The sequence below is a fragment of the Aquidulcibacter paucihalophilus genome (genome assembly GCF_002105465.1).
Classification (GTDB): Bacteria; Pseudomonadota; Alphaproteobacteria; order Caulobacterales; family Aquidulcibacteraceae; genus Aquidulcibacter; species Aquidulcibacter paucihalophilus.
Map to the genome: position 1 here is coordinate 47,095 of NZ_NCSQ01000032.1, position 19,508 is coordinate 66,602.

General features: G+C 56.5%; 14 protein-coding genes. 9 read left to right on the forward strand and 5 right to left on the reverse strand.

Annotated elements, in window-relative coordinates; genetic code table 11:
• Window position 1 precedes the first annotated feature (1 nt).
• Complete coding sequence (locus tag B7364_RS02845; RefSeq protein WP_085338436.1) at window positions 2-1,114, reverse strand: ABC transporter ATP-binding protein; 1,113 nt, start codon at window positions 1,112-1,114, stop codon at window positions 2-4.
• 318 nt (window positions 1,115-1,432) lie between these two features.
• Here B7364_RS02845 and B7364_RS02850 point away from each other — a divergent pair, with 318 nt between their 5' ends.
• The 8 genes from B7364_RS02850 to B7364_RS02885 all read left to right on the forward strand — a co-directional run bounded on the left by B7364_RS02850 (window position 1,433) and on the right by B7364_RS02885 (window position 14,183).
• Window positions 1,433-2,302, forward strand: coding sequence for a MurR/RpiR family transcriptional regulator (locus B7364_RS02850; protein WP_085338437.1), 870 nt, complete (start codon window positions 1,433-1,435; stop codon window positions 2,300-2,302).
• Entirely contained in the window at window positions 2,302-4,563 is a 2,262-nt protein-coding gene (gene glgB, locus B7364_RS02855; protein WP_085338438.1) for a 1,4-alpha-glucan branching protein GlgB, read from the forward strand. The genes B7364_RS02850 and glgB overlap by 1 nt, the downstream gene beginning before the upstream one ends.
• Window positions 4,564-4,577: 14 nt before the next feature.
• On the forward strand, window positions 4,578-6,677 hold the full coding sequence (gene glgX / locus B7364_RS02860) for a glycogen debranching protein GlgX (protein WP_085338439.1): 2,100 nt from the start codon (window positions 4,578-4,580) through the stop codon (window positions 6,675-6,677).
• Entirely contained in the window at window positions 6,667-8,190 is a 1,524-nt protein-coding gene (gene malQ, locus B7364_RS02865; RefSeq protein WP_085338440.1) for a 4-alpha-glucanotransferase, read from the forward strand. The genes glgX and malQ overlap by 11 nt, the downstream gene beginning before the upstream one ends.
• A 5-nt stretch (window positions 8,191-8,195) precedes the next feature.
• Window positions 8,196-11,144, forward strand: coding sequence for a glycoside hydrolase family 15 protein (locus tag B7364_RS02870; RefSeq protein ID WP_085338441.1), 2,949 nt, complete (start codon window positions 8,196-8,198; stop codon window positions 11,142-11,144).
• 755 nt (window positions 11,145-11,899) lie between these two features.
• Window positions 11,900-12,547, forward strand: a complete 648-nt coding sequence (locus tag B7364_RS02875; RefSeq protein ID WP_085338442.1) for an AAA family ATPase — start codon at window positions 11,900-11,902, stop codon at window positions 12,545-12,547.
• Between the two features lie 34 nt (window positions 12,548-12,581).
• On the forward strand, window positions 12,582-12,971 hold the full coding sequence (locus tag B7364_RS02880) for a ribbon-helix-helix domain-containing protein (RefSeq protein ID WP_085338443.1): 390 nt from the start codon (window positions 12,582-12,584) through the stop codon (window positions 12,969-12,971).
• A 294-nt stretch (window positions 12,972-13,265) separates the two neighbouring features.
• Window positions 13,266-14,183, forward strand: a complete 918-nt coding sequence (locus B7364_RS02885) for a replication initiator protein A (protein ID WP_085338444.1) — start codon at window positions 13,266-13,268, stop codon at window positions 14,181-14,183.
• Window positions 14,184-14,856: 673 nt separating this feature from the next.
• Here the strand turns inward: B7364_RS02885 and B7364_RS18240 are convergent.
• From B7364_RS18240 to B7364_RS02900, 3 genes are all read right to left on the reverse strand, one after another.
• Window positions 14,857-14,988, reverse strand: coding sequence for a hypothetical protein (locus B7364_RS18240; RefSeq protein ID WP_269798752.1), 132 nt, complete (start codon window positions 14,986-14,988; stop codon window positions 14,857-14,859).
• A gap of 464 nt (window positions 14,989-15,452) precedes the next feature.
• On the reverse strand, window positions 15,453-16,454 hold the full coding sequence (locus tag B7364_RS02895) for a WD40 repeat domain-containing protein (RefSeq protein ID WP_157893449.1): 1,002 nt from the start codon (window positions 16,452-16,454) through the stop codon (window positions 15,453-15,455).
• Window positions 16,455-16,654: 200 nt separating this feature from the next.
• A complete protein-coding gene (locus B7364_RS02900; protein ID WP_085338447.1) occupies window positions 16,655-18,457 on the reverse strand; it encodes a hypothetical protein in 1,803 nt (600 codons plus the stop codon).
• A 213-nt stretch (window positions 18,458-18,670) separates the two neighbouring features.
• Between B7364_RS02900 and B7364_RS02905 the strand changes: the two genes are divergently transcribed.
• Window positions 18,671-19,078, forward strand: a complete 408-nt coding sequence (locus tag B7364_RS02905) for a GtrA family protein (RefSeq protein ID WP_085338448.1) — start codon at window positions 18,671-18,673, stop codon at window positions 19,076-19,078.
• Here the strand turns inward: B7364_RS02905 and B7364_RS02910 are convergent.
• Complete coding sequence (locus tag B7364_RS02910; protein ID WP_085338449.1) at window positions 19,075-19,476, reverse strand: EVE domain-containing protein; 402 nt, start codon at window positions 19,474-19,476, stop codon at window positions 19,075-19,077. The two genes, B7364_RS02905 and B7364_RS02910, sit on opposite strands and share 4 nt — an antisense overlap.
• Window positions 19,477-19,508: the final 32 nt, after the last annotated feature.

Sequence of the window (19,508 nt, forward strand, 5' to 3'; positions counted from 1 at the left end):
GTTAATCCTTCTCGACCAAGCGCAGATTGGTCTTGCTATCGAAGAAATGCGCCTTGCTGAGATCAGCTTCCACCTCGACCCATTCCCCCAGTTTAGGCGTGGGGGCCTCACCATGGCTTTTGGCGATCAAAGTGGTACCCTCAACATCCAGATGGGTTAGAACCTCGTGGCCTAAGGTCTCCACCATCTCAACTCGTCCTTTGAAATGGGCTGCCGAGGCAAAACTGCCCTGCCCCTTGATGCGAACATCTTCGGGACGGAAACCGATCAGAACGCTGTCGCCTGTTTGGACCAAAGGCTCCCACCGATCCGGCATCGCAAAGCCAGGAGAGGCGGCATGCGAAATCGCCCGACCGGCCAGCTGTGTGGTCAAAATTGACATACTGGGCGCGCCGATAAAGCGGGCAACAAAGACGCTGCTAGGACGGTGATAGAGCTCCAACGGCGTGCCGACCTGCATCAGATTGCTGTCGCCGGCTTCGGCCAAGGGCGCTAGAACGGCGATCCGGTCGCCCATGGTCATGGCTTCGGTTTGATCGTGCGTGACATAAACCGCGGTGGTGCCTAAGCGCTTCTGCAAGCGCGAAATCTCGGCCCGCATGCCAGTCCGCAGCTTCGCGTCCAGGTTTGACAATGGCTCGTCAAACAAAAAGACCGCAGGATCGCGGACAATGGCGCGACCCAGCGCCACACGTTGCCGTTGCCCCCCAGAAAGCGCCTTAGGCTTACGATCCAAATAAGGGTCAAGACCCAAAATGGCCGACGCCTCTTGCACGCGCTTTTCAATCTCGGCTTTCGGCATTTTGCGTACTTCAAGACCGAAGGCGACATTCTGGCGAACCGTCATATGGGGGTAGAGCGCATAGGACTGAAACACCATGGCAACGTCGCGGTCCTTGGGCTTCAGATCATTCACAACCCGATCTGCAATCTTCAAAGTGCCCGAAGACACCGATTCAAGGCCCGCAATCATCCGCAGGGCGGTCGACTTGCCACATCCAGATGGCCCAACCAGAACCATGAACTCGCCATCCTTGATGTCGAGCGATAAGTTCTTGATGACATCAGTTTCGCCATATCGCTTTGCGACGGTTTCAAAAGTGATGCCTGCCATGCCGTTTTCCTGCCCCGGTTATTTCGGCAGAGGCTGGAAATGTCAGTCGCGAAGGAGCCACTTATGAAACCGACAGGCCGCTGCCCATCAGACACAGGTTGGTCCAAAGCCAAGATAAACACCCGACTTGGTCCATTTCTCTCCCCGACTGCAGTTTCCGCCCTGTGGAGGGTTCGCCTGCCGTTCATTGGTTTTGGTATTGCACATTTGATGTAGCAAAACTACAAAACCTGCGCAACACGCGTTCAAGGGTGGCATTGGGCGCAGATTATTCGTATAAATCAAGCCAAGAAACAAAGGGCGGGAGGGAAAAAGACGATGATCATCAGTCAGATCGATTCTCATCTCGCGGACTTACGCCCGTCTGAACAGCGGGTTGCCCGCTTTGTTTTGGGTCGGCCCACGGTTGTGGTTGAAATGTCGATTGCCGATCTAGCCGAACGCGCCGATGTGTCAGAGCCCACGATTATGCGCTTTTGCAAGGCCATAGGCTGTATGGGTTTTATGGACTTTAAGCTGAGCCTTGCGCGCGATCTTGAACGCCGCACCTTGTCCATGAGCCGCCAGAACCCGCATGTGAAGGGCCATAGCGGCCTTGGCCAAGCCTTGTTTGAGCAAGTCTCAAAAACCTTGGGCCAAAAGGGAACCACCTTGGCACTCGATGAGCTAGAAACCCTTTTGGAGATTTGCGCCGGGAGCGGGCGAATCATTGTGCTGCATTCAGGTGCGGAAACCCTATTCGCAGACACACTGGTCAGTGCCTTGCGGGGCTGTGGCTTAGAAGTCTGCGATCAAATCACTGCCGATATCAGCGGACGGCGCGACAGCATCTTGATCATTGCCCTGAAATCGAGCGTTCGCATTCCAAAAGTTGAGCAAACGCTGCAAGATGTGTGCGCCGCGGGCGGGCGGGTTGCTCTTATCGGGCACACAGACTTGCCAGCCACGCTTGCGCTGGGCGAGTTTGACGTCGGCCTTGCCGACCATATTGCTTATGCCGCTACGATCGAAGCTTTAAGGCTTGGGATCGAGGCGCGCCTATCCAAGAGCGGACATTTCTCACAAGCAGATTCGGAAATGCTGCAGTCGCAGCGCGAAAATGCCTATGCCGATGCGCGCCGCAGAGACCGGCAGAGTGCGCTGAAGGCAACCCCGGACGATACGACTTTTTATGAGGATGCGCGCTAATGGCCACCAAAACGACCCGGGCAAAACCGGCGAAGGCCGCTTTGAATGGCTCAGCCGAGCTAGGACCCGCCTTAGCAGACCAAAGCGAAATTCTCGCTTTAGTCGCAGGCACACATACAAACCCATTTGCCTTTCTCGGCCCGCATGGCGATGCAGTAACCCACGACGTCACAATCCGGTGTTTTCTGCCGGCTGCGGAAGGCGTGACGCTGGTCGCGCCGGATCAAAAGCTCTCAATGGCAATGACAAAGGTGCACCCAGACGGCCTTTTTGTCGCCAAAATCGCCAAACCCAAGCAGCCCTTAACCTATCATTATCTGGCGAGCTGGGACGGGGAAGAGGTGCGCCTAGAAGACCCCTATCGGTTCGCCGGCATTTTGAACCCAAAGGAAATCCTTCGCTTCCGCCAAGGCCAGCTTTGGCGGGCTTGGGAATGTTTGGGCTCACGGCCCATCACACTCGACACGGTTGAGGGTTATGCCTTTGCGGTTTGGGCCCCAGCTGCGCAGCGGATTTCGGTGGTCGGCCCCTTCAATAACTGGGATGGGCGTCGCCACATCATGCGAAAGCTGCACGATGCCGGAATTTGGGAGATTTTCATCCCCGGCCTGTCGGCGAACGATATTTATAAATATGAGATTATTGGCGCAAACGGGGAGCTCCAACCCCTAAAGTCCGACCCGTTTGGTCAAGCCGCGGAATTGCGCCCTGCCAATGCCAGCCGCTTGGTGGAGCCGCCCCAGCAAATTCAAAGCGATCAAGCCTGGCTAAAGTCGCGCCATAGCCGACACAGCCTCGATGCGCCCATTTCAGTCTATGAAGTCCATGCGGGCTCCTTCCGACGCAAGCCCGAAGAGGGTAACCGCCCGCTGACCTATGGTGAGCTTGGCGATTGGCTGATCCCCTATGTGCGCGACATGGGCTTTACCCATGTGCAATTTATGCCTTTGACAGAATATCCGTTTGATGGCTCTTGGGGCTATCAGCCCGTTGGTCTGTTTGCCACCACGAGCCGCTATGGCACGCCTGATGAGTTCCGTGCCTTGGTGGCCCGTCTGCATGAAGCAGAGATTGGCGTCTTATGTGATTTCGTGCCTGCCCACTTCCCGATTGATGGCCATGGCTTAAACCGGTTTGACGGCACCGCCCTTTATGAACATGCCGACCCGCGGCTTGGCTTCCACCCTGACTGGAAGACCAATATTTATGACTTCACCAAGCCCGAGGTCGTCAATTTTCTGGTCTCCTCGGCCTTGTTCTGGCTCGACCGCTTCAAGATTGATGGCCTGCGCGTCGATGCTGTCAGCTCCATGCTCTATCTCGATTATTCCCGCGCAGATGGGGAATGGATTCCCAATATCTATGGCGGCAACATCAATCTTGAAGCCGTCCAATTCATGCGTCGCTTGAATGAGATGTGCTATGGCGAAGCCGATGGCATCATGATGGTGGCCGAAGAATCCACCGCGTGGGCGGGCGTTTGTAAGCCTACATATGACGGCGGGCTGGGCTTTGGGTTCAAATGGAACCTCGGCTGGATGCATGACACGCTACAATATATGAGCCGCGACCCCATCCACCGCGCATGGCACCATGGCGAGATCACGTTTGGCTTGGCTTATGCGTGGTCCGAGAACTTCATGCTCGCGCTCAGTCATGATGAAGTCGTCCATGGCAAGGGCTCGATCTTTTCGCGCATGCCCGGCGATGATTGGCAGCGTTATGCAAACTTGCGCGCCTATTACGCTTTGATGTGGGCCCATCCCGGCAAGAAGTTATTGTTCATGGGGGCAGAATTTGGCCAAGTCGCCGAATGGAATCATGAAGGCAGCCTTGACTGGCACCTGCTGGATCAACCGAGCCATAAAGGGGTTCAGTCTCTGGTCCGAGATCTGAACAAACTCTATCGTGCAACCCCTGCCCTACATCAACGCGATTGCGATCCCTCCGGCTTTGAATGGGTTCAGGCCGATGCGGCGGATGTGTCGGTGTTTGCGTTCTTGCGCTGGAACCACGACCGTTCGGAGAAAGTGCTCGCTTTGATCAATATGACCCCCGTGCCGCGCGTCGAATATCGGGTAGGCGTGCCCCATGGTGGCGCTTGGAAGGTGATTTTGAACACAGATTCTTCGGCCTATGATGGGTCTAATTTCGAAGGCCCCATTTGGGTGGAGGCAGAGGCCATGCCCTTCAATGGCCAGCCCGCTTCGATTGTTCTGACCCTGCCACCGCTTGCAGGCCTTTATCTCGTTCCGGCATAGGAAACAGAATCTGAATGCTGCTGCGACTGGAACCAGGCAACCCAAATCAATTGGGGGCGACGCTCGGTGAGGGTGGCGTCAATTTTGCGTTGTTCAGTGCCCATGGCATCCGGGTTGAGCTCGTTTTGTTTTCCAGCGATGGACGTCAAGAGATTGCGCGCGCGGATCTACCAGCCCGCAAAGGCGACATCTGGCATGGCTTCGCCCCCAAGCTGGGGGCTGGCACCATGTATGGCTACCGCGTCCATGGGCCCTATCGACCAGACCAAGGGCACCTCTTCAACCCACATAAAGTCTTGCTGGACCCCTATGCAAAGGCTGTGGCTGGCACCTTTCAATGGGGGCCAGAGCATTTTGGCTATTTCTATGAAGGCCATGACCCCGATGGGATGGCCGATCCTCGCGACAATCGCGCGACCTGCCTTAAAGGGGTGGTCGTCGATCCCGCCGCACTTGCCCCTTTGCCCCGCCATCCAGGCAAGCCATGGCGCGAAACCCTAATTTATGAGCTGCATACAAAGGGTTTTACCATGCAGCTGCCGGGTTTGTCTGAGAAAGAGCGTGGCACATTTGCAGGGCTCGGCAGCCAAGCAGCCCTCGATTATCTGTGCGCGCTGGGCATTACGACGATCGAGCTTTTGCCGATTCACCAATTCATTCATGACAAATTTCTGGTTGATCAGGGCCTGAAGAATTATTGGGGCTATAACACGCTCAATTATTTCGTCCCGCATGGCGACTATGCCATGGGGGAGCCCATCGCAGAGATGCGGGCTTTTGTCCAAAATGCCCATGCCCGCAATCTCGATGTCTGGATGGATGTTGTCTATAACCACAGTTGTGAAGGCAATCGGCATGGGCCGACCCTGTCCTATCGCGGGATCGACAACGCGTCTTACTACCGGCTGAACCCGCAAGACCCAAGTCGGTATGCCGACATTAGCGGCTGTGGCGCAACGCTGAATGCTGCCCATCCCCACGTGCAAAACCTGATCGTGGACTCCCTGGCCCATTGGACACAATGCTATGGCCTCGACGGCTTCCGTTTTGACATTGCCCCCTCGCTCGGCATGGATGAAGCAGGCCATTTTAGCCGTGAAGCCCCCTTCTTTGATGCAGTCCGGCGCGACGCACGGCTAAAGGATGTTAAACTCATCGCCGAAGCATGGGATGCGGCTGGGGGCTATTATGTCGGTGACTTCCCATCGGACTGGGCCGATTGGAACGGCAAAGCGCGCGATTCCATCCGGCAGTTCTGGCGCGGCGACAGCGATAAAGCGCGCGACTTTGCCAAGGCCCTAGCCGGCACGCCGGACTTGTTCCGCCATAAGGGCAAACCGGTTGAGGCCAGCATTAACTTCATCGCTTGTCATGATGGCTTCCCGCTGTTGGACCTCACGCGTTTTTCCCAAAAGCACAACCATGCCAATGGCGAGAATAATCGCGACGGGGGCGATCATGATTTCTCGGCCAATTATGGGGTTGAGGGCGAAACCGCCAATCGCGAAATTGAAGAGCTGCGCGAGCGGCAAGCCCGCAATATGTTGGCCAGTGTCTTTTTAAGCTTTGGCACGCCCATGCTATTAGCCGGCGATGAAATGGGTCGCACGCAAGGGGGCAATAATAATGCCTACGCGCAAGACAACGAAATCAGCTGGCTCGATTGGCGTTTGCCAAGCTCCCGACTTGGCGGGCAACGCTTAAGCTTTACCAAACAACTCATCGCTTTGCGCAAAGAGATGTTTTCTGGCTTCCCAGACGGCCATCCCAATGGCCCGGGCGAGCGCGAGCCGACAATTGCATGGTGGAGCGTGTGGGGCAATCTGATGACCCATAGCGATTGGATGGATGACAAGACCCAATGTTTTGCGGCCATTTATGAGCCGCGCGGATGGTTGATCCTGTTCAATGCCAGTTTGGCCGATGCAGCTTTCATCTTGCCCCCCACCGGGACCGGCATCTGGCGCATGGCCCTGACTACCGCAGATCCTATTCGCCCAACCCAAGACCAAGTGGCCGCGGGCGGGCAGACCATTCACCTTCCCGCGCGAACCCTGATCGTGTTTTCGCGTGACACCTCAAGAACAATAGGAAAGACCGGACATGGCTTTTGATCGCATCAGTGGCATTTTGCTCCACCCCACCAGCTTGCCTGGCCCCTATGGTATTGGGGAAATTGGCGACGAGGCCATGGCCTTCATCGATGCCTTGGCAGAGTCTGGCCAAAAGCTCTGGCAAATCCTGCCCATTAATGCGACCGGCAACAATGCCAGCCCCTATTCGGCAACCACAACCTTTGCCGCGAATCCGCTCTTGATCGACATCGATGGCTTGATTCAAGCGAAGCTATTGAGCGCCGACGAGGTAGCCCATCTGAAGGCTCTGCCACAAAAGAAAGTGGATTATGAGGTAACTGTGCCCGCCCGTCTTGGCGTGCTGCGCTTGGCTGGCAGTCGCCTGGCAGCCCAAAAAGACCATCCCCTGGCAGCTGGCCTTGCTGCCTTTAAGCTGAAACATGGTGCGGCATGGCTGGATGATTATGCCTTGTTTGAAGCGATTTCGGTTTCCCGCCAGCGCCAAGGCTGGATGCATTGGCCTGACGATCTGCGCCGCAGGGACCCTGCAGCCCTGGCCGAGGCCCGTCAGGACTTGGCAGACGACATAGCCGCGATCGAGGCCCTTCAATTTCTATTTGATCTGCGGTGGCAGCGCTTGCGTCAGCATGCGGCGTCGAAGGGGATTATGATCATTGGCGATATGGCGATCTTTGTCGCCCATGATTCATCCGATGTCTGGGCGCGGCCTGACTTGTTCAAATTAGACGAGAATTTCAATACCCGGGTTGGGGCGGGTGTTCCCCCGGACTATTTCAGTGCCACGGGTCAGCTGTGGGGCAATCCCATTTATGAATGGGACAAAATGGCTGAAGATGGCTTTTCGTGGTGGGTGGCCCGCATGCGCCGCTTGCTGGACTTTGCTGATGCGGTGCGGATCGACCATTTCCGTGGCTTTGCTTCTTGTTGGGAAACACCGGCTGGTGAAACCACTGCGATCAATGGCCAATGGGTTGACGTACCGGGTGACGCTTTGTTCACCGCAATCATCACGGCCTTGCCCGATCTGAAAGTGATTGCCGAAGATTTGGGCCATATCACCGAAGACGTCATCGCCTTGCGCGACAAATTCGCCTTCCCCGGCCTTAAAATCCTTGAGTTTGAGTTTGGCGATGGTCCGCCACGCGACGAACGCCACCCCTATCACTATCCCGCGTCAACCGTCTGCTATCCCAGCACGCACGACAATAATACCGTGATTGGCTGGTTCAAAAATGACGGTCGCGAAGCCGCAGAGCGCGCCAATGATGCCCCGCGTGAAGCCGCTGCCGCGTTAGAATTGCTTGGCGGCGACGGCAGTGATTTGCACTGGCGCTTCATCGAATTGGCCATGCAATCTGGCTCCAATCTCGCCATTATTGCGCTACAAGATGTCTTTGGCCTCGATGGCCATGGCCGGATGAATACACCGGGCACCATTGAAGACAATTGGAACTGGCGCTTTCAGGCTGGCGACTTCACCCCTGCAGCCCGGCAAAGGCTGCGTGACCTTGCGAAAGAATACGGACGCTAACCGACATGAACGATCAAGCCCCGGACATGGAAGCGCGCCTCCGTCATTGGTATGACCACATAGACGCGATCTTTCTGAAGCGCTTGAGCGCCGAAGCAGGCCTTTTGCCTGCCAGCACCGCCAAAACCGTCCACGGGGATTATGCGCATGCTTGGGTGCGCGACAATGTCTATTCCATCCTTGGCGTTTGGGGCTTGGCCTGCGCCTATAAGCGTCTGGACCCTGGATCAGAGCGGACCCATCTTTTGGAAGCCAATGTCATTGGGCTCATGCGGGGCCTGCTGTCGGCCATGATGGGCCAAGCCGATAAGGTAGAGCGGTTTAAGCATACGCAAGACCCACTTGATGGTCTGCACGCAAAATATGATGCAGCCACCGGGAAGCCTGTCGTTGGCGACGCCCATTGGGGCCATTTGCAGATTGATGCCACCTCCCTCTTCCTCTTGTTCTTGGCACAAATGACGGCCGGCGGGCTTAAGATTCTCAAGACCGCCGATGAAGTCGATTTTGTCCAAAACCTGGTACATTATATTGGACCCGCCTATCGGATTGCCGATTATGGGATTTGGGAGCGTGGCCGCAAATCCAATGATGGCGTTGTGGAAATCAATGCGAGCTCCGTCGGTGTTGCCAAAGCAGCGCTCGAGGCGATGGATGGGTTGGACTTTGGCTGTCAGACCCGTGGCCCCATTCGGGTGCCGGCTGATGATATTGCCCGGGCGCGCGAGACCCTGCAGGTCCTTTTGCCCGGCGAATCCGCGTCGAAAGAGACCGATGCCGCGTTGCTGGCAGTGGTCGGCTGGCCCGCTTTTGCGGTCGACGACAAAGTGATGATTGCTCATACGCGCGGACGTATCCTGGATCGGCTGGCTGGCCGCTATGGCTGTAAGCGCTTCTTGCGCGACGGCCATCAAACGACGGTGGAAGACGAGCACCGCTTACACTATCACGCGGGTGAGCTCTCAAAATTCGCCAATATCGAGTCCGAATGGCCGCTCTTTTTTACTTATCTTCTTGTTGATGCCGAAATGACGGGGGATAAACGCGGCGCAAGTGCGTGGGCAGACAGGCTTGAGCCTTTGTTCCAAGTGCGCGATGGCCTGCCCCTATTGCCAGAGCTTTACTATGTCGAGGCCGATGCGGTGGAGGCAGAAGCGGCCGCACCGGGCAGTCAAGACCGCGTCGCCAATGCCAATTTGCCCCTACTCTGGGCACAGTCGATCTGGGCATTGGGGGCCATGCTGCAAGAAGGTCTATTAGCCCCTGAAGACATTGACCCACTTGGTCGACGCCATCACCTCAATCGTAGCCATCAGCCCGAGATCGCCTTTGCCATTGTGGCAGAGGATGAGGAAACCGCGGCGAAGCTTTACGACTTGGGGCTGATGTGTGACCGGATGGCCGAACTTGGATCGGAGGTCATTATCCGTCCGGCTGGGGATTTGGTCAGCGTTTGGACCCAGATTGGCAGCAATGTGCACTTGGGTCTTACGGGGCGACCTGAAAAGCGGCTTGGGCCATTGGCCAATGCCTATATCTATGAGTCTGAGGGACGGCCAGTTGTGTTCTCGGCAACGCTTCTGGAAGCCCATGACCACCATATTCGCTATGATGCGGCCGCCCGTGCACGCCGCCTGCGCGGCGATCTTCGCTATGTGGCGCGGCATTGGCGGGGGCAGGATCATCCTGTCTTTATCCTCTGCGTCGATGCAACCGCCATGCAAGGGACCGGCGTGGACCGCTTGGTCGAGCTTTTGCACGAGGTCCAGCGCGGCCAAGTGGATTTTGCTAGAACCAAACTGATGCGTATGGTCGATGTGTTGCGCGCCCAGGCCAAACCTCGGTCAATTGGTTCGCTCCTGCGTCATGAAATCAAGACAGAATTGAAACCAAGCCTGCCCCATTCCATCGACCAAGGCTTTGGGTCCAGCATGGATCAGGCCATCGCATCGGGCGATCAAGTAGAGGTCGAGCGCATTTATGAAGCTGCCGGACGGGCGGGCGATTGGGCGACGGCCCGGCGAGGTGCTGCCTGTTTGAACCGCACCGACCCCCGACTACAGGATTCGGCCAAAGACATTGTTGTTCGATTGCGCCGGCTTGGTTTTGGCGAAGGACGTGTCATTACCCGCCCGGTCTCGGAGGGCGAGCTTGTGACCATGATTGAGGATGGTGTGCACTCCAAATTGCATGCGGTGATTGCCCAAGAAGTGCTGCAGGCTTTGGGCCTGTTCAGCAAATCTGACTCCAATGCCGTGCGCGGCATGAGAACAATCCGCCTGACGGAAATCGTGGGACGATTGGGGCAAGAAGAATCCGGCGGGATGGATAATCTGGTGGCAGAACCCCCGAGCGTTTTGTTTGACCGCGTGAAGTCCATTCTGTTGGAAACACCATCGGTTCGGGCGGTGGTCTCCCCTGCCCCAGCGTTCGCTTTAACACCCTCGGCGCAAGCAATTGGCAATGACTGGGAACAATGGCGCGAACGCCTGGGAATTTTGACCCGTGTGGGCAATGATTTCTTTGCCCGCCTGTGGTCGTTGCTGCATGTTTGCCCCGGGATTGTGTTTGGCGCGAATAACCGATTGGACGCAGCAGTCGCACGCTCTGACTTGACGGCTTGGGAGAAAGATTTCGCGCTGGAGATTGAAGTTCGCCTCGAGACCATCCCCGACCCTGCCTATCGCACCTTCTGCCTCGAAGCGCTGAACGTCCTCGCCAATCGTCATGAGCGGGATCCCGACTATCGGGTCGATCAAGACATTATTCTCGATGATCTCATCCATGATGCGGTGGCCTGGATTTGGCGCCAAGCGGGTCATGGCGAACCCGATTGGACACAAGCGGGTCCCATGTGGGCGATGGCGCGTCATGCTGATGCACAAACGATGGCGCTCGCGCTTTATGCCTGCTGTGAAAAGTATAAAGCCACTTCTGAACCCGCTTTTTGCTGATCCGCCAGCTGCACAAGTCGCCTGCACGGCGTGTGTGATACCCCGATGATTTGAGCGCATGAATGTGTGTTGCTGGGTGGCCCATCTAGTGCGCCGATGGGCAAAAACACGACTTTGGACGCACCTGCCAGGCCTGAACGTCCCGCCACCCCTCCCCTTCTAGCGGATTTTTGCGTCAACACGTCCACAGAATCGACGTGCGGGCGCGTGGACAGATCTAAAGTGTGGCAATGTCGATTTGTCGGCCCGTGGACGCCCCCACAAGCCAACATCTGCGCGCGCCCACCCATCGACAAACGCACATGAGGACAAGTCGATGTGTGGACACGGCCACAAGCCGTCTTTTTGTCGACGAAGGGCCTCCGAAGGCCCTAGTAAGCCGAAATATGCCGGTCCAGCTCAGCAGATGGGCTGGCCCAACCTTGCCAGCCCCCTCACCTGCCCCGCCTTGGCTCAAAAATCGACCAACAGCGCCCAATTTGCGAAAAGATGGTGTGACGTCCACCTTGACGTTCGCCTCGCCCCAGAGGCGAATTTTCAGAGTATCGATAAGGAATCGTTAAGGTTTAAAGTCTAGTCTTTCAACATGTGGACACGGGGAGGCGGCGACTTTTCAACAAGTCCAGCTTCGGACAGGCCGACACCTCGCCTTGTCTCCCAAGCCCACGTGTGGGGGCCTCCAGACGTGGGGTTTCCAGAATGACGACGCGCCGAATTTACCACATGGCCGCATGTGGACACGAGGAGGTAGGAAGATGCATGTAGTAGCCATAGTCAGCCAAAAAGGTGGGGCAGGTAAGACAACTTTGTCGGTTCACCTCGCTGTTGCGGCTGCGCGCAAGGGCCTCTCGGTGGCCCTGATCGACCTCGACCCTCAAGCAACCGCCGCGCAATGGGGCGACTGGCGGGGCGGGGACAATCCAGCCGTCGTCGCCACGCCTTACACACGACTAGAGGCCACCTTACAGGAAGCCGCCCAAGCTGGGGTGGATCTGTGCATCCTCGATAGCCCACCGGCTGCAGATGCCGCAGCAGTCTCTGCGGCGCGTGCTGCTGACCTGGTTTTGGTGCCAACCCGGGTCAGCGCGTTTGACCTTCATGCCATCAAGACGACAGGGGAGCTGATGCGGATCGCGCAAAAGCCCGCCTATACGATTTTCAACGCCGTCCCACCTCGGGCTGCGAGTTTGGTTGAAGATGCTGCTGCCGTTGTGCGCGGGATTGGTATGCCACTGGCCCCGGTTTGCCTGACAGAAAGGGCGGCCTTCCGCCATGCCGTCGTTGATGGCCATACTGCCAGCGAATATGAACCAGGCTGCAAAGCCGCCAGCGAAGTCGATGCGGTCTTTGAATGGATGATGGGCCGCCTCACCAAAACCCAAACCGTCGCCCAAGCGGCCTAACCAGCACATGTACCCAAAAGGGAAGGGGAGATAGATGGCCAAAGCACCAAGCCTCGCAGCGCGCCTCGCTGCCGTAGCCGCACAGCCCAACACAAGCCCATACCAGATGACCGCCCCAGCTAATCAGGACAGTCAACCCGTGGCAGAACCACACGTTGCCGCCCTTGCCCCGGCACCGGTTTCAACCGCCGAGCCAATGGCCCCAGCACCGGTCTTTGCACCGCCCAATTTTGCCATGCCCGTGCCCCAGAAGGCCAAAGCGCGAGATGGACGGGTAATGGTGGCTGGCTATTTCAGTCCAGAACTTTCCCGCTCACTGCGTATTTTGGCTGCCGAGCGCGATGTGACGGTCCAACATCTGGTGGGTGAGGGGCTAGATTTCGTCCTGCGCCATTATGGCAAACACCCGATGGGTGAACGCTAAGCGGCAACGCGCCTGCGGGTGGGGGTCTTGTCACAACCACGTGGCGACCTGAAGACGTGTCCACACGCCGACAGATCAACAGCTCCACCTGTCTGACGGCGAAAGCCTGATTCATCCTGCGCAGCCGCAGAATCAGATAGTGTAGTTCAAACACCACCCAATAAGCCCGATTGGCTTGGTCAAAGCCCAGAATCGGGACACGCCTTATCTGCACCCTTTGGTGCGTCACCGGGGATATGCTTCTGCCCTCTCGCGTGCGAGCTTTGTGGCAACATTCGAAAGAGAGAGACAGCTATGTCCGCGCGACGCAAAGATGACCCTCAATTCGACTTCTTCATCCCGATGGTACACGACATCCCGTTGAAAGATCAGCGGGAGACGATGGAGCGGCCCTTCTTTTCGCTGCAAAAGCGCAAGCGTTTGAAGCCGATTGATTACCGCAGCCCCGATGGCGAAGTATGGGTCAAGGTCGAAGCAGTGCCCGCCTATGGCATGGCCACGATCTGGGACGCTGATATTCTCATCTGGGCAGCCAGCGCTTTGAACAGGCTAAAGCAGCAGGGCGTCAATGATCTGCCGCGCACGCTGCGCACCACCGCCTATGACCTATTACGGGCGATTAAGCGGGATACGGGCGGTAAGGGTTATCAGGAACTACGTGCCGCCCTCGATCGTTTAGCCTCGACCACCATCTTCACGTCGCTGCGCGCCAAGCGGGGCAGGGACCGTCGCTTCTCCTGGATTGACGAGTGGGACATTGAAGTCGATCCCATTACGGAACAACCGCGCGCGCTTCGCATCACTTTGTCCAATTGGATTTACGAAGGGGTGACGCAGGAAAAGCAATTGCTGACCATGCACCCAGACTATTTCAGCCTGACCGGTGGGCTCGAACGCGCGCTCTACCGCATTGCCCGCAAGCATGCCGGCGATCAAAAGAAGGGCTGGCTTTGCCGCTTTTCGGTACTTAAGGACAAAACAGGTTCGGACTCCGAGCCTAAAGAATTTGCGCGCATGATGCGCAAGATCGCCCTGCGCGATGAATTGCCCGAATATAGTATGACGATTGTGAAAGCCGCCGACGGCTCCCCCGCCGCCCACTTCATCCGTCGCGACGCGGGTGAACGCACCGCCATTTCTGACGCCATCATTGAATTTGATCAATTATACGCCGACACCATCGCCAAGAAGCAGGGCGATTTGCTGCTGTGACTTAACGGGGGATCACCCACTTTGGGGGCGATGAAGCCAATCAGAACCTAATCTTTGCCCATCCTAGAAGGATCAGATACGCACCATGACGCAATCACGCTTCAACATTTTTCTCTGCTCCACCGTTTGTCTCTTTGCGTGGAACTCTAGCGCTTGGTCACAGTCACCCCAGTCGTTGAAGCCAAATTGCCAAAACGCGCTTGAAATAGTCCCAGCGGAAAATTTGCCTGTTGATGACCTTTCCAAACTTGGGCCAGAGCTAAATGTTGCCAAAGGCAATTACGCCATGACCTTTTGGCCCATTGATTTCGAAGTGCGATCCGAAAAGGTCGGGAAAACCCCAATTGGCTTTTCGCTCATTCAAACGCGCGACCTGGAAACTCCCCCCATTGGCCTGCTCATTCGGTCCAACCAGAAGGATAAACCCAGTTTTGCGAGAGATGGCCACCAAATCTTGATCGCTAGTCGTCAAGAAAGCAGTTGCCCCATCGGCGCGATCATGTCTGTGACCGAAAGGGGCGGGGTGGTGCTCAGAGAGATGGCTGTAGAGCAGGCAGACTTTAGGAATTAGAATTCTGGAGAGGCCCAAGGTTTTCAGACCTTGATTGATTCACGTGCCTGTATTGGGGCTTTAGCCGAGGCAAGATCGCCAAACGATAATGATGCGCGGGTACTATTGCGAGTGGAACAAGCGCACAAAGAAGGCGATGACGGCGCCACCCATGCCCTTGCCCGGCGCTCTTGGTATGGACGCTTTGGCTATCCCATCGACCCCCAGAAAGCCCATGACGACCATCATGGCCATTGCGTTCGCGCCAACCTCAGAAAGGCCTTCTCGCGTGTTCTAAACGCTGCGCGCCTCGCCGAGTATTTGGCCCGCGGCGAGATCGTCCCAGCCAAGAGGAAAATTGCTAAAGCCTGGATGGCTCGGTCGAGCTGTGACAAGAAACTCATTGCGCCACCTTATCGACGGTGGCTGAGTTCAGCCGATCCAAGAGCTTGCCACCAAACCCACGGGGGAACACCCACTTTCTGTCGGGGGAATGGGCGCCGCACTGGCGGTGGAACACCCACAAGAACCTCGGGGGATCGGACGCTCATCCACGGGGGAACACCCGCGCAGAGTGACTGCAAACCCTTGAAGACAAACCCGAAAAAGGCACTTCTCAGGTGTTTAACTCTTTAACTCTTCTATTAAGAGTCTTTCTAAGAGGGCTTTTGGGCACACATCAAAATGTGCCCAAGCCCGTTTTAAGGCGCTAGTACTACTTATTGCAGCCATTGATGGCCAAAGCTGCCATCTTCGCCGACATAAGCAAAGCGTTTACCTGAGGCATGAAATGCCAAACTGAGGATGGAGCGGCGCATCTTGCGGGGATCATCCAATAATTCATGGCGCGGGCGAGGGCCGGCCAGAAAGCCTGTTTTTCCCGAAGCCAAATCTACTTGATCCACCCCGCCGTCTGACCAGCCAACCAAAGCGCGTGCATCCTGGACGGCCACACAGGTCACAAGCCCTAGCCGTGGTCGATACACACCCGCCGATTGTCCCATTGGACCTTTACCGGCGACAATGGGCCAGGCCAGTAGTGCAGGGCCACCTGAGGTGAGAAGCACCGAGCCGGTCTTGTTTTGAACGAGGCAACGCGGCTTGGCCGGATAGCCCCCCATCTTGAAAGCCTGTCCATCCTGAAGCCGCCATCCGGCCAAAGCAGGTTCAGACAAGCCAACAAACAAAAACGCGTCATTGGCACCATAGGCCACAGAGATCGGCCCACCGGCACAAGGAATTTCTTGGACTAACTCCCCAGATGAGCGCTCAAACAGGCTGACACCCCCGCTATGGGTGATCGCAAGCTCTTGTCCGTCTTGGGTAAAGGCCAGTGCTGTCGGACCTTTGGGTGGGCGCAGTTCCTGAGAAGTCGCATCTGGCCCAAGCACATGCACCGTTTGACCGGCAGCAACGGCCACAATGCGGCTATCCGGAGAGATGGCGAGCGAGTCGAGCCATTTGCGTGGCACATGAAGCCGCTCATGAACTTGACCGCTGCTATCGACTTGAACCAGCTTGCCATCATCGCCAGCCGTCCAGATGGATTGGCCATCGGGGCTAGCCTGCATGGCCAACATCCCCCCGTCATGGCAGCGAAGCAGTGCCTCGCCCAGCTTCATCATCCCATCGCCAAAGCCAAAGGCGGGGCGATCACCCAGCCAAGCGGCACCAATTCCCGGGGCTGGATGGGGTAGGGGCCCTTTCTGGCGCTTCGACACAGGTTTCTCCACACTTGCAAGCCCCTTCAACCACGAGAGGGCGGCGGTGTGCAATACCCCGAATCAAATGAGCTCACCCAATTGCGACTATGAAGTCGCAAGGGCAATAAAGCCTATAAAATCAACCTTTTTTAAACAACAAGCCAAAAGCATCCACGCCCAGCACGTGCCATGACGGGGGATCAACCACCGATTCCCAATTAGTCAAGATTGACCTTATAGGCTTGCACGTTCGAGCCCTTTGGCTTTTCAATGGGCGTCAGCCAAGCCGGGATGCGATTATCCCGCAACTCCACCATCAGGCCTTTGGGGCTTTGCCGCGACAGAATCGCAACCTCGGCCGACCGGGTACAGATGGCGACATAGGTAGCGCCCAAGGCTTTGGCCATAACCTTGGCTTCATCGGGCTTGGCCATAAACAAACGATAGGCCGCAAGATTGCCCGTATTGTTGCGATGATAAGGCACAGCCAGCACGCGGTGCGGGGTCGTCAACAAGATCCGCGCGCCCATATCAATGGGCGCGACAACCAGACCTGGAGACTGCGCCTTAAGGCTGCTAAAGGCCCGCTCGGTGAAACACCCTGCGCCGCCGCCGGTCGAAAACTTCGTAGGCTTAGGCTCGAAATATTCAGCCACTCTTGAGCCAATAAGGCCCGGGATGATTGGATTGGCGAGGAGGGCGACGATCAAAGCGGTGCGCAAATTGACTTGTTCAATCAGTTTGCCAACCAAGGCGGCCGTCATGATCCCAGAAACGGTCGTTGCCAGCCCCGCCGAACGGCCCTGCCAGAAAACTGCAAGAGCGGCGGAGACAAAAATCGTGACCGCCGCCAAAATCCATAAATCCCGCTCTTTGCCCTTGGCCCATAGGACGGCGACAATGCTGGCAATCCCCGCAAGGACCGGAAACAGAGCAAAGGCGAGGATCACGCTCAATTTTGTCTTCATCAAGGGTGCCGCCTCGGTGACATTATTGAGCCAGAGCCGTTTCAACAGCGGGTCGATTTGGGCGTAGGGTGAGGTAATCAATTCTGGGAAGATGCGCACGCCAGACAGAACAAGGACGCCAATCACCGCCAAGAGAGCGAGGCGAACAGCAATCCCGCCCTTGGGACCCAATCGAGCTGTAGGTACAAAAGTCGCCAAACTGAGTAAGGCGGCACCCAACACTCCCAAAACCACATGGCCGCGGCCAATGGCATCATTGACCGGTGCTGCCCATTTTGCCTCGGGCACGGTCGCGACAAAACAAAGAGCGAGGCTTAAGCCTAGGCTGACTGCGAACCAGCGCGTTTCATCCTGTACATCGCCGCCGCGTGCCGCCCAGCGCAACGCCACCCAAGCAATAAGGACAAGCTGCAACGGCAAGGCTTCGAGGCCAACGCCAATGCCAAGGGCGATGGCAAGTGCGCTTAAAGCTGCCATTTTGCGACTTCCCGCCACTAAGCCCCATAGGGCGGTTGCCAGGAAGATGAGTTGCAGCCCATGGTGATCAACCCGGCCGGGGAGGAAGTAATTCAGGGCGGCTGGCGCGCAGGTGATGAGGAAGATGGCTGGCAGAAGGGCCTTCTTTCCGCCCAAAGCCACTGAGGCCTGCATACCAATAACCACATAGATCACGCCCAACCAAATTGGGGTGATGAATGCCGCGACTTTTTCCCCCATGGACGGACCAAAGATCAGATTGGTGATCAGCATGCTCAAAGCCAACGGCAAGTCAGCAATGCGAGACCAATGAATATTGCTAATTGGATGTTCGGTGAAGCGATGTTGCGAAACGTCAAACCAAGCTTGTCCCGCGAGCCAATCGCGCACCTGCAACACCCGCATGGCGTCATCATTATCGGCCAGATTCCAAACCGAGACTCGCTTCCAAAATGGGTCCAGCAAGTGATAGGTCGCGATCAGGATAGCGGCGACCAAGAGCAAGCGAAATAAAAGCCTGACCGGGGAAGTCTTGGGGGCCTGTTCAGTCGGATTTGTGGGTTCAGCAAGAGACATCGACTTGAGACACCGTAAGTTACGTCGTTCCTGATGTGCATAAGGTGTACTGCGAGTGATGAACAGGACCCCGCATGTGGGAATTCCATCTGACACAGAAGCCTGAATCTGCAATGAGGACGAACCAGATGGGCACCGTCCGTAGCATCAGGGCTTTGGCATGATCTTAATCTTCAAAGCGCATTCTGCTTTCAATCGCGAGAAAGTTGCTGCGTGAAAACTTTTGAACTCCTCAAGACCCAATCCACGGGCGCGCGCATCCTGCGCTTTGTGATTGTCGGTGGGTTAGCCTTTGGCCTCGATGCGGGACTGGTTTTTGCTATGGTCCATGCGGGCCTTGATAAATATGTTAGTCGGGCCCTGTCGTTGATTGTGGTTGTGCTCTTCACCTTCGTCCTCAATCGACAGGCAACCTTCGCAGCAACCGGGATGCCGACGTGGCAGGAAGTGATCGCCTATGTGGCGGCAAGCCTGATCGGCCTTCTGATCAATTATTTGGTTTTTGTCGGTGCAAGCTTGGTCAATCTCCCGCTGCTTGTGGCGATGGCGGCAGGAACGCTGGTCGCATCCACGTTCAATTTTTTGGCCTATGGCAAGATTTTCAAATCGAAATCGGATTAGGCTTGGCCCATCAGATAATGCCAATGCGCATCTGAAACCGGCTGCACCGACAGGCGCGGCGACTTCACCAAGGCAAGATCGCAAAGCACGGGATCTGCCTTTATCCGCGCCAGGGTAATGGGGTGACTTAAAGCTTGCTGGGCGACCACATCAACGGCAAACCAAGCAAGATCAGTCGGGTCTGGATAGGCTTCGCGAACGACTTCGACGACGCCGACAATCTGCTTTTCATCGCCTGTATGATAAAAGAAGGCACGGTCGCCAAGGGTCATTTGTTTGAGGAAATTCTTGGCTTGATGGTTGCGAACCCCAGTCCAAGGCTCACCGTGTGTTCCGCGCGCGACTTGGTCAGCCCATGAAAAACTGTCGGGTTCGCTCTTTAAAAGCCAATAGGCCATCCCTATAACTCCTGAGTTCAAAAAACTTTTAT